General features: G+C 71.4%; 11 protein-coding genes. 5 read left to right on the top strand and 6 right to left on the bottom strand.

Annotated elements, in window-relative coordinates:
• The first annotated feature begins 117 nt into the window (after positions 1-117).
• Positions 118-1,467 (top strand): nicotinate phosphoribosyltransferase, encoded by a 1,350-nt coding sequence (locus tag JSX79_RS03845; RefSeq protein WP_308061330.1) that lies wholly within the window; start codon positions 118-120, stop codon positions 1,465-1,467.
• Between the two features lie 9 nt (positions 1,468-1,476).
• Here JSX79_RS03845 and JSX79_RS03840 read toward each other — a convergent pair whose 3' ends face one another.
• From JSX79_RS03840 to JSX79_RS03830, 3 genes are all read right to left on the bottom strand, one after another.
• Positions 1,477-1,737, bottom strand: a complete 261-nt coding sequence (locus tag JSX79_RS03840) for a DUF3039 domain-containing protein (protein ID WP_092384164.1) — start codon at positions 1,735-1,737, stop codon at positions 1,477-1,479.
• A gap of 144 nt (positions 1,738-1,881) precedes the next feature.
• Positions 1,882-3,453 carry an ABC transporter permease gene (locus tag JSX79_RS03835; RefSeq protein ID WP_229085210.1) on the bottom strand — a complete coding sequence of 524 codons (1,572 nt, stop codon included), beginning with the start codon at positions 3,451-3,453 and terminating at the stop codon, positions 1,882-1,884.
• A complete protein-coding gene (locus JSX79_RS03830) occupies positions 3,429-4,823 on the bottom strand; it encodes an ABC transporter ATP-binding protein (RefSeq protein ID WP_229085209.1) in 1,395 nt (464 codons plus the stop codon). The genes JSX79_RS03835 and JSX79_RS03830 overlap by 25 nt, the downstream gene beginning before the upstream one ends.
• 321 nt (positions 4,824-5,144) lie before the next feature.
• On the opposite strand from JSX79_RS03830, the gene JSX79_RS03825 reads away from it, so the two are divergent.
• From JSX79_RS03825 to JSX79_RS03810, 4 genes are all read left to right on the top strand, one after another.
• Positions 5,145-5,840, top strand: coding sequence for an NTP transferase domain-containing protein (locus JSX79_RS03825; RefSeq protein WP_070416669.1), 696 nt, complete (start codon positions 5,145-5,147; stop codon positions 5,838-5,840).
• 44 nt (positions 5,841-5,884) lie between these two features.
• On the top strand, positions 5,885-6,709 hold the full coding sequence (locus JSX79_RS03820) for an ABC transporter permease (RefSeq protein ID WP_070416670.1): 825 nt from the start codon (positions 5,885-5,887) through the stop codon (positions 6,707-6,709).
• Entirely contained in the window at positions 6,709-7,479 is a 771-nt protein-coding gene (locus tag JSX79_RS03815) for an ABC transporter ATP-binding protein (protein ID WP_229085208.1), read from the top strand. The genes JSX79_RS03820 and JSX79_RS03815 overlap by 1 nt, the downstream gene beginning before the upstream one ends.
• A gap of 109 nt (positions 7,480-7,588) precedes the next feature.
• Positions 7,589-7,891, top strand: coding sequence for a hypothetical protein (locus tag JSX79_RS03810; protein ID WP_229085207.1), 303 nt, complete (start codon positions 7,589-7,591; stop codon positions 7,889-7,891).
• A 46-nt stretch (positions 7,892-7,937) separates the two neighbouring features.
• Here JSX79_RS03810 and JSX79_RS03805 read toward each other — a convergent pair whose 3' ends face one another.
• From JSX79_RS03805 to JSX79_RS03795, 3 genes are read right to left on the bottom strand one after another with little or no spacing between them, the layout of a single operon-like run.
• The gene (locus JSX79_RS03805; RefSeq protein WP_229085206.1) at positions 7,938-9,170 is read right to left on the bottom strand and encodes a CDP-glycerol glycerophosphotransferase family protein; all 1,233 of its coding nucleotides are present in this window, start codon (positions 9,168-9,170) and stop codon (positions 7,938-7,940) included.
• A 42-nt stretch (positions 9,171-9,212) separates the two neighbouring features.
• The gene (locus JSX79_RS03800; RefSeq protein WP_092384172.1) at positions 9,213-10,121 is read right to left on the bottom strand and encodes a glycosyltransferase family 2 protein; all 909 of its coding nucleotides are present in this window, start codon (positions 10,119-10,121) and stop codon (positions 9,213-9,215) included.
• Complete coding sequence (locus tag JSX79_RS03795; protein ID WP_229085205.1) at positions 10,118-10,936, bottom strand: CDP-alcohol phosphatidyltransferase family protein; 819 nt, start codon at positions 10,934-10,936, stop codon at positions 10,118-10,120. The genes JSX79_RS03800 and JSX79_RS03795 overlap by 4 nt, the downstream gene beginning before the upstream one ends.
• Positions 10,937-10,938 lie beyond the last annotated feature (2 nt).

Genomic DNA, 10,938 nt, shown 5'->3' with positions numbered 1-10,938 from the left:
CCGCGAGCGGGCTGAACACGCACCGCTCACCGTGACGACCCGGCACGTACCGCCCGCTCGCGCGCGCCGGCCGGCGGATCCGTACCTCCGAGCCCGGGCGACACTAGTGTCGGAGAGGTGACCAGCGCGCTCCTCACGGACCAGTACGAACTCACCATGGTCGACGCGGCCCTCAAGGACGGTACGGCCGACCGCCGGTGCGTGTTCGAGGTCTTCGCCCGCCGACTGCCGGACGGACGCCGCTACGGTGTCGCCGCGGGCCTCGGCCGGTTCCTGACCGCGCTGACGGACTTCCGGTTCGGCGACGACGAGATCGCGTTCCTGCGCGACCGCGGCGTCATCGACGCCGGGACGGCCTTGTACCTCGCCGACTACCGGTTCACCGGGGACATCCGGGCCTACCGCGAGGGCGAGGTCTTCTTCCCGAACTCCCCCGTCCTCCAGATCGAGGGCACCTTCGCCGAGGCGGTCGTGCTCGAGACCCTCGCGCTGAGCATCTTCAACGCCGACAGCGCGATCGCGAGCGCCGCCGCACGCATGGTCTCCGCTGCCGACGGTCGACCGCTCGCCGAGATGGGCTCCCGGCGCACCGGCGAGTGGAACGCCGTCGCCGCCGCCCGGGCCGCGTACATCGCGGGCTTCGGGGCGACGAGCAACCTCGAGGCCGGGCGCACCTGGGGCATCCCGACGATGGGCACCGCGGCGCACGCGTTCACGCTCCTCCACGACTCGGAGGAGGACGCCTTCCGATCGCAGATCGACGCCCTCGGGACCGGCACGACGCTGCTCGTCGACACCTACGACATCGAGGCCGCCGTCGACACCGCGGTCCGGCTCACCGACGGCAAGCTCGGCGCGGTCCGCATCGACAGCGGCGATCTGCCGTCCGTCGTGGCGTCGGTCCGCGCACAGCTCGACCGGCTCGGGGCGACCGACACGAAGATCACGGTCACGAACGACCTCGACGAGTACACGATCGCGGCACTCCGCGCGGCACCGGTCGACTCCTACGGCGTCGGGACCTCGGTGGTCTCCGGATCGGGCCACCCGGCCGCGGGCATGGTGTTCAAGCTCGTCGCCCACCGCGACGCGAGCCACCGCAACGCGGCCCACCGCGACGCGGGCCACCGCGACGCAGCCGACGGCGGTGCGAACGACGACGGCTGGGTCCCGGTCGCGAAGAAGTCGGCCGAGAAGGCCACCGTCGGCGGACGCAAGCAGGCCGGCCGCCGCCTCCGCAACGGCATCGCCACCGCCGAGGTCGTGCTGACCACGGGTCAGGTCGGGCCGGACGAACGCCCGCTGCTCGTCCCCGTGGTGACGAACGGCGAGGTGGACCCGGCGTTCCTCGGCGTGCAGGGCGTCGAAGCGGCCCGCGCGCACCACAAGATGGCGAAGGCCGAGCTGCCCGCCGACGCGTCACGCATCGGTCGGGGTGACCCGGCCATCCCCACGCTCGTCATCTGAGCGTCGGCGTCACTCCGCCTTCATCTTCTCGTAGATCGCCTTGCAGTCGGGGCAGACCGGGAACTTCTCGGGGTCGCGACCGGGGATCCACTTCTTCCCGCACAGCGCCTTGACGGGCTTGCCGGTCAGGGCCGACTGCAGGATCTTGTCCTTCTTGACGTAGTGCGAGAAGCGCTCGTGGTCGCCGGGCTCGATCGCCTCTTCCTCGAGGAGCTTCTCGAGCTCGCGGTCCATCACGTCGAGGCCGCCACCGGGTTCCGTCATGCTCATGCGTCCAGGGTACGACGACCGGGCGCGCGCCGCGACGGTCCGCGACGCGCGGGGCGTGGCCGACCCGTGACGGCCTGGAGGCGCGGGGCGGGGTCGACCCGCGCCTCCAGGCCGTCACGTGGTCACGCCGCGAGGCGACCCGGCTCAGTTGCGCTGCGCTGCGGCCAGCAGGTCCGGCCCGTGGCGGTCGAAGAGGCGACCGCCGATCGCGACGCCCGCCGCCAGCACGACCACGCCGACCAGGACCCCGACGACGAGGGTGAGGATCCCCCACGGCTCCGGGCCGTCGACGAAGGCGAGCACCGCGAGCCAGGCCGCGGGGACGGAGCAGACCAGGATCCCGACCACCATCGACGACTGCGCGACCGAGGCGAGGACGCCGGCGGCCTGCGGCTGCTGGAAGGGATGGTCGCCCGGTCGGACGGTCGGGTACGGCAGCAGGACGGACACGACGCTCGACAGCCCGAGGCCGGACAGGAGCGCACTCGTGCTCACGCCGACCAGCAGCGGGAAGGCCGTCCAGTCACCGAACAGCCACGCGGAGACCCACGAGCCGGCGACGAGTGCGGGGATGCCCACGGTGAGCACCGGCACGAGGCGACCGAGTCGGTCGCTCCAGCCCGGGGCTCCCGAGGCGACGTGCAGCCACACCGCGGTGTTGTCGTACGAGACGTCGTTGTGCGGCAGGAAGCCCGCGATGAGCGCCATCAGCGGCAGCGGCACCAGGGCGGTCCAGTGCCACGGCACGCCGGCCACCCCGAGCGGGATGACGACGAGCGGGACGAACACGATGATCAGGTAGGACGCGCGGTACCGCGGGTCGCGTCCCCAGTAGGTGAGGGCCCGTGCCGCCACCGCGCCGACGGGCGTGGAGCCGAGCGTGTCGAACCATCCGAGGCCCCGGTACCGACGGGTCCGCGCACGGCCGTCGACGGTCTCGAGCGCCCGGCCGACCACGGCCCACCAGGCGAGGCCGAGCAGGGCCACGACGACCACCGCGATGACGAGCTTGACGATGCCCTCGCCCACACGGCCACTCGCGACGTCGGCCGGGACGGCCCAGGCGGCGCCCCACGGCGTCCACCCGGCGACGTCGGCGACGCGCTGCATCTCGGCGCCGGCCGGGTCGAGCCAGTCGACGCGGAGCAGGAGCGAGACGGCCGGGATCGCCAGCACGACGATGACCAGCGCGACCAACCAGCCGGCGTCCCGCGACCGGTGCGGTCCGATCAGGGACGCACCGACGGCGCTGCCGACGCGGATGAGCAGGGCGCACGTGGCGATGGCGAGGAGGGCGGCGACGACGCCGAGGACGCCGACACCCGCACCGCGCATCCACGCGACCGACTGCGCGACGGCCACGACGGCGACCGCGACGACCGGGACCCCGATGAGTCCGGCGACCCCGAGCCCGACCGCCAGGTCACGTCGGCCGATGCCGAACACGGTGAAGCGCCGCGGATCGAACTGGTCGCCGCGCCCGACGACGAGGGGGACGACCGTGAACGCGAAGGCGATGAGCGTGCCGACCGGCACGACGACCGAACGCGCGACCTCGGGTGCGGCGTCACGGAGCCCGACGACCTCGATCGCGACGAGCACCGCGGCGACGAGTCCCGCGAGGCTGCCGAGCACGACGAGGACCGACCGACGGGCGCTCCCGCGGACCTCGCCCGCGAGCAGGTCCGCCCTCAGCCGGAGAAGCTGTGCAACCATTCCATGCTCTCTGCCACGACGCGGCCGCCCGCGAGTTCGACGAACTTGTCCTCGAGGCTCTTGCGCCCGCGGACCTGCGCCATCGTGCCGGAGGCGAGGACCTTGCCGCCGACGATGATGGCGACGGAGTCACACGTGCGCTGCACGAGCTCCATGGAGTGGCTGGAGAGCACCACCGTGCCGCCCCCGCGCGTGTAGCGACGGAGGATCTCGGTGATGGTCGCTGCGCTGACCGGGTCGACGGACTCGAACGGTTCGTCGAGCACGAGCACCCGGGGCGAGTGGATGAGCGTCGCCGCGAGGGCGATCTTCTTCGCCATGCCCACGGAGTAGTCGGCGACCTGACGGCCGAGCGCCTCGCCGAGACCGAACGCCTCGGCCAGGTCACTGCTGCGCTTGCGCGCGGTGGCGCCGTCGAGCCCGCGGAGGGTCGCCGAGTAGTACAGCAGCTGCGCGCCGGTCAGCCGGTCGAACAGCCGGAGCCGGTCCGGCAGCACGCCGAGGTCCCGCTTGGCGGCGGTCGGGTCGGCCCACACGTCGTGGTCGAGCACGGTCACGCTGCCGGCGTCCGGGCGCAGGAGTCCGGTGACCATCGACAGGGTGGTCGTCTTGCCGGCGCCGTTCGGGCCGACGACGCCGAAGATCGAGCCCTGGCGGATCTCGAGGTCGACCTCGTCGACGGCGAGGGTCTGGCCGTAGCGCTTCACGAGGCCGTCGGCACGGAGGACGACGGGCTGCTGGGGCTGCTTGGCCGTGGGCGCGGGGCGCTTCGTGCCGCTCGGGCGCTTCTTCGCGGACTTGGTGTCGGGCGCCGCGGTGTCCGCTGCGGTGTCGGCTGCTGCCGTGTCCGCTGCGGGGTCCGTGGCGGTTGCGGTGTCCGTCGGGGTCGCGCGGTCGGTCGGGGTCGCGCGGTCGGTCGCGTCCGTGCCGGCGGTCGCGTCCGTCTCGTCCGCCCCGGCGCGCGGGCCAGGAGGCACGGTGCCGGTCGTCCCCGCCGTCTGCGTCGGGCGGGTGGCACGTCCCTTGCCGCCGCGCGCCTTGGCAGGGCGGCGACCGGTGGTCGTCGGCGCCACCGCCTGCGCGGCGACGCGGTCCGCCCCCGTCTCCGTCTCCGTCGTCTCGGTGGCCGTCGTGTCGTCGGTCATCGTGTCCTCAGCGGAGGCGTCGTGTGCATCCCCGTCCCCCATGTCGTCGTCAGCGGCGTCTCCCGCCGCGGTGGCGTCGTCGTCCTCGGTGGCAGCGTCGTCCGCGGTGTCGTCGTCGCCGTCGGCGGCCGCTTCGGCCTCGGTGTCGGCTTCCGCTTCCTCGGTCAGCCAGGCAGCGTCCGACGTGGCGTACACGTCGTCGTCGTCCCCTGCTGCTGCGGCCACCGCCCCACCGTACCAACGCTCACCGGACAGCGGGGGACGCCTCGGGCGCAGTGTCCCGAATCCCCGGCGCTGTGTCACGAATTGAGCACGAAGCGGCCGAGACCGTACCCCGGTGGAGGGTCGTTCCGTATCATTCACCGAGGCACGACGAAGTGTTCACCACTTGGAAACCTGCCCCGGCCGGTGTCCCCGTGACGATCCCTCCCTGCGAATGCGCGCAGAGACGGCGGTCTTCCCGGGCAGATCGGATCTTCCGGGAGCACACTCGACGAGGCCCGCCCGTGCCCCAGGGCGCGCGGGCGGACACCAGAAGGGACCAGCATGACCACGCAGATCGTCATCCTCGCAGCGGGGATGGGCAGCCGCCTCGGGCGCAGCCTGCCGAAGCCGCTGACCGAACTGAGCGACGGCCGCACCATCATGCAGCAGCAGTTCGACAACATCCGTGCGGCGTTCGGTTCGAGCGCACGCGTCACGATCGTCGTCGGCTACAAGTCGGAGTACATCGTCGAGGCCTTCCCCGAGGCGAACTTCGTCTACAACGAGTCCTACGACTCCACGAACACCTCGAAGAGCCTGCTCCGCGCCCTCAAGGCGACGGGCAAGGGCGGTGTGCTCTGGATGAACGGTGACGTCGTCTTCGACCCGCGCGCCCTGGTGCGTGCGGCCGACATGATCGACGAGGACCGCTCGTTCGTCAGCGTCAACACCGACAAGGTCTCCGACGAAGAGGTCAAGTACACCGTCGACGCCGAGGGCTTCATCCACAAGCTGTCGAAGCAGGTCGTCGGTGGCCTCGGCGAAGCCGTCGGCATCAACTACGTGTCCTCGAAGGACAAGCAGGCGCTCATCCGCCAGCTCGGTCGCGTCGACGACCAGGAGTACTTCGAGGGCGGCATCGAGGCTGCCATCGCCGAGGACGGGCTACTCTGGAGCCCGATCGACATCTCGGACCTCTACGCGGTCGAGATCGACTTCGCCGAGGACCTCGAGCGCGCGAACAACCTGTTCGCCTGAACCAGCGTCAAGACCCCCTCGGCGGTTCCGCCCGAAGGGAAACCGTGACCACAGCGAGTGCGCCGACCGCGCCCGCGGCTGCCGCACCAGCGGCGTCCCGGAGCGCCGGTCGGCGCTATCGTCATGCCCTCTGGCTGCTGACGATCCGAGACCTCCGCGTCCGCTACTCGACCTCGGCGCTCGGCTACTTCTGGTCGATCCTCGACCCGCTCGTGATGTCGGCGATCTACTGGTTCGTCTTCACGCAGGTGTTCCACCGCGGGTCGGTCGGCGAAGAGCCGTACATCGTGTTCCTGCTGTCGGCGCTGCTGCCGTGGATGTGGTTCACCGGTGCCGTCTCGGACTCCACGCGGGCGTTCATCAAGGAGACCAAGCTCATCCGGTCGACGACGATCCCGCGCAGCATCTGGGTCGCCCGGGTCACGGCGTCGAAGGGCATCGAGTTCCTCCTCAGCCTGCCGGTGCTCGCCGTGTTCGCGATCGCGACGGGGGCGCACTGGCACTGGGAGATCGCGCTCTACCCGCTCGCGATCGTGCTGCAGTGCGCGCTCGTGTACGGGCTCGGCCTGATCGTCGCGCCGCTCGTGGTCTTCTTCCGTGACCTCGAGCGTGCGGTGAAGCTCGTGCTCCGGTTCCTCTTCTACGCATCGCCGATCATCTACGGCACGTCGGCACTGCCCGACAAGCTGCACGACCTCGCGGCCTTCAACCCGCTCAGCGGCATCTTCGGCATCTACCGCGCCGCGTTCTTCCCGTCGCAGCTGAACTGGTTCGAGGTCGGGGTGTCCGTCGTCGTCACCGTCGTCGTCCTCGCGATCGGACTCGTCGTGTTCCGCCGCAGCGAGCACCGCGTCCTGAAGGAGCTGTGATGACCGCCACCGAGCAGACCAGCCGCAGCGCGACGGTCGCCCCCGTGATCTCCGTCCGCGACGCCGGCATCCGGTTCAAGCGCAACCGTCGGGCGAGCCGGAGCTTCAAGGACCTCTTCGCCGGCAGCAACCGCCGCAAGCGCGCGGACGAGTTCTGGGCGCTCCGGGGTGTGTCGTTCGACGTCCGCCCGGGTGAGGCGATCGGGGTCGTCGGCCGCAACGGTCAGGGCAAGTCGACGCTGCTGAAGCTCGTGGCCCAGGTCATGCTCCCCGACGAGGGACGCATCCACGTCGGCGCCGGGGTCGCACCCCTGATCGAGATCACCGGTGGCTTCGTCGGAGACCTCTCGGTCCGCGACAACGTCTACCTCACGGCGGGACTGCACGGCATGTCCCGGGCGGAGATCCGCGACGCCTTCGACGAGATCATCGAGTTCGCCGAGATCGGCGACTTCGTCGACACCCCGTACAAGCACCTGTCGAGCGGCATGAAGGTGCGCATCGCGTTCGCGGTCATCTCGCGCCTCGACGAACCGGTGATCCTGGTGGACGAGGTCCTGGCGGTCGGCGACAAGGGGTTCCGCGAGAAGTGCTACAAGCGGATCGAGGAACTCCTCGCCGGTGGCCGCACGCTGTTCTTCGTCTCGCACAGCGACAAGGACCTCCGCCGCTTCTGCGACCGTGGGCTGTACCTCGACAAGGGTCGCCTGCAGCTCGACGGCACGATCGAGGAAGCTCTGCAGCGGTACTCGTCCGACTACGCCGTCTGACCACCGATCCCCGTCCACAGCCAGGGTCCCCAGGGCCGCTCTCCACAGCCGCCCCTCCCCCGAGCCGAACCGGCCCCCGGACGTCAGACCCTCACCCTAGGTTGACGGCATGCACCACCCGACACCGGCCTACGCCGTCCCGTTCTCGATCGACCGTTCCCGTGCTCCGCGCCGCTACGACCTGCTGAACACCGGCGACGAACCCGTCGACGGCATCACGCTCACCCACCTCGGCACCGGCTACTGCCCGCCGCTCGCCGTGCACCGGCTCGAACCGGGTCGGTCGCTCTCGATCGCCGTGTTCGGCGCCACCGCCGACGACACGGGCGTGGTGATCGTCCGCTGGCGTCGACCGGACCGCTCCGAGTACCTCTGGCGGATGTCCCTCGTGGGCGACGCCCGTGCTGCCTGACCGTCCTCGTCGTGCCACCGCCGACCGGTGGGTCCGGGTCGGTCCCTCAGTCCTCGCCGCGCGCCGCCGCGACGGTCTGCCAACGGGCGAGCAGCCGTTCGACCGCGTCGTGCAGCCGCTTCGTCGCCGCACCGGGCGTCGTGTCCCCGAAGTACCGCTCGACCCAGTGCTGCAGCTTCGCGAGCTCGGCGGCGTCGTTCGCCGCGGCGTCGACCCGCGCGACGACGTCCTGCGCATCGGACGCCGTCAACCAGTTGGCGTCGCTCAGGTACCCGCGCTCGTCGACGTCCGCCTCGGGCGAGACCGGCCGGGTCACGATGAGCGGCTTGCCCACGGCCAGCCGGTCGTAGATCATCGCGCTGATGTCCGTGATCGCCACGTCCGCTCCGGCGAGCTGCCACCCCAGCTCGGCACCGTCGTCGTACACGTGGTGGGCGCCCGGGTCGGCGGCGTTGGCGCTCGCGATGGCAGCGACGATCCGCTCGTGCGCCGCCTTGTACGCGGCGTCGCGCACACCGCTGCGGGGGTGCGGCCGGTAGACGAGCCGGTGCGTCGGCGACGCGAGCACCCGTTCGGCGATCGTGGTGCCGTGGCTCGCGATCGACCCGTAGGCGGCCGCTGCGCGGTCCCCCTCCCACGTCGGCGCGTAGAGCACGACCGTGCGGTCGTCGGCCGGGTACGGCGCGGCGCCGGCGAAGTGGTCGGCCTGCGGGCGACCGATCGAGATCGTCCGGGCATCCAGGTCGTAGTCCCACAGGGCGTCCGACAGCCGTCCACGAGCGGCGTCGCCAGCGATCAGGGCGTAGTCGTACGCCTTGAACTGGTTCGTCGTCATGTACATCTTGTCGCTCTCGCCGTGGTTCACGAAGACGTGCCACATGCGCCCGTACCGCATCATCTGGAAGTTGCGGGCGTTCTGGTTGACGTAGAAGACGATCTTCGGAGCCTGCTGCTCGACGAACTGCTCGAGGTCGACGACCTGGCGCGCGTAGACCACGGGCACCGGAGACTCGTCGAGCAGGGTGAGCATGGTGCCGGGGCTCCGCGCGATGATCGCGACCGGGTGGGTCGCCGCGAGTTCGGCGAGGGGGGCGTACCACTGCCGCACCTGGTACATGTTCACGGGGCCGTCGGCGAAGTAGACGGCGATCTCCACGGTGCCCGGAGCAGGGGCCGCCACCGACGGCAGTCGGCGTGCGAGTTCACGACGGCTGCGTCGCGACTTGAGCAGGCGGTCGGCGAGCCGCAGGGCCGTGCGCGCGTCGCTGATGATCGGCATGGTCTCTCCTCCTGGGTCCGGGGACGGTTCGATGCGGGCGGGTCAGACGACGGGCGGACGGCCGGCGAGCGTCATGCGGCCGATCGTGAGCCAGCCCATCACGTGCACGGGGCCGCAGTCGCTCCGCCAGCCTTCGCGGACGCCACCGAACCAGGTGGCGAGCCGCTGCGGGTGTCGCCACCAGCGCGCGACCTGGATCGCGGCCCACGACCCGACGTACAGCGGTCGGAGCACCGCCGGCAGGTTGCGCCGAGCCAGCCAGACCCGGTTCCGGGCGTTCAGCCGGTAGTACTCGGTGTGGCGTGCCGGGTCGATCGCGGGGTGGTGCGCGACGAGGTCCCCGGCGTACCAGGTCCGTCGGCCGGCATCCCACACGCGCCACGCGAGCTCGATGCCCTCGTGCGCGTAGAAGTACTCCGCTCCCCAGCCGCCGGTCGCGCGGTACACGTCCATCGGCAGGACGACCGCCCCTTCCCACACCGAGAACACCGGCGACGAGTGGTCGGGCTCGCCCTTGCGGATCCGCGGGATCCACCGCGTCGGGTTCGCGGCACCGGTGGGGTCGACGACCCGGGGTTGCACGAGACCGAGCGACGGATCGCGCTCGAACAGGCCGATCGCGTCGCGCAGGAACGTCTCCGACGGCACCGAGGCGTCGTCGTCGAGGAAGAACACGTAGTCGCCGTCGACCACCTCGGCCCCGGCGTTCCGCCCGGCGGGGATGCCCACGTTCTCGGGCAGGCCCAGCGCTCGGACGCCCTCGGGCAGACCGGTCGGCTCCCAGCCGTTGCCGACGCACACCACGTCGAGGTCGACGTCCTGCTGCGCGAGCACGCTCTCGAGTCCACGACGCAGGTCGTCCGGGCGGGTCCCCTGCGACAGGCTCACCACGGCGACACGGGGCCGCTCGCGGTGCGGGACGGCGTGACGACGGAGCGTGCCCGGGGTCACCCGCGGACCCGCTTCGACGAGATGATCGCCACGAAGTGCCCGAACGTCGCCAGCACCGCCAGCGGCAGGAGCGCGCCCATCAGGATCCGGTCGGCCAGGGGATGACCGATCACGAGCGCCAGCAGCGCGAAGACGAACGCGAGGATGCTCAGCTCGACCGAGTGGTACAGGCGGTGGAACGGCAGGAACCGCGCGGCGCGACGCAGCGTCGCGAGCCGTCGTCCGGACGGGGCGGTGCCGGCGTCGCGACGGTCGACGAGCTTGTCGAGCCCGGCGTTCGCGCGTGCGACGTGCACCATGTCGTTGAGCGCCTTGTTGAGGACGATCACCAGCCCCAGCGCGCAACCGATCGTGGTCCACATCCAGTCCGCACCGTGGATCGGCCACGTGGCCGCACGGACGCCGAGTGCGATGGGGATGAGCCCCTCGGTCGTGTAGTGCCCGACCTTGTCGAGGAACACGCCGGCGGGCGACCGGGTCCCCCGCCACCGGGCGACCTCGCCGTCGCAGCAGTCGACGAGCATCTGCAGCTGCCCGAGCACGAGCGCGAGCGCCGCGCCCCAGATGCCCGGGATGAGCAGGGCGGCCGCGACGCTCCACCCGACGAGGATCATCATGCCGGTCACCTGGTTCGCCGTCACGCGGGTCTTCAGCAGCACCCACGTCAGGTACGGCGAGACGTCCCGCAGGTAGAGCGACGCCGTCCAGTGCTCGGCGTTCGCCCGCGAACGGACCTCGTCCGGTTGGGCGACGGCACGGAGTTCGGCGATCGAGGTGGGGCGGGAGTTCCCGCGGCCGGTCGTGTCATCGGTCAAGA

Source organism: Curtobacterium sp. GD1 (genome assembly GCF_020882855.1).
Lineage (GTDB): Bacteria > Actinomycetota > Actinomycetes > Actinomycetales > Microbacteriaceae > Curtobacterium.
The sequence above is the reverse complement of the archived record's forward strand: the minus strand, read 5'-3'. Positions and strand labels throughout refer to the sequence as shown.

Coding starts and splice junctions, on each gene's coding strand:
- JSX79_RS03825 (WP_070416669.1), top strand. CDS start 5,145: ATGACCACGCAGATCGTCATCCTCGCAGCGGGGATGGGCAGCCGCCTC.
- JSX79_RS03840 (WP_092384164.1), bottom strand. CDS start 1,737: ATGAGCATGACGGAACCCGGTGGCGGCCTCGACGTGATGGACCGCGAG.
- JSX79_RS03810 (WP_229085207.1), top strand. CDS start 7,589: ATGCACCACCCGACACCGGCCTACGCCGTCCCGTTCTCGATCGACCGT.
- JSX79_RS03805 (WP_229085206.1), bottom strand. CDS start 9,170: ATGCCGATCATCAGCGACGCGCGCACGGCCCTGCGGCTCGCCGACCGC.
- JSX79_RS03835 (WP_229085210.1), bottom strand. CDS start 3,453: ATGGTTGCACAGCTTCTCCGGCTGAGGGCGGACCTGCTCGCGGGCGAG.
- JSX79_RS03815 (WP_229085208.1), top strand. CDS start 6,709: ATGACCGCCACCGAGCAGACCAGCCGCAGCGCGACGGTCGCCCCCGTG.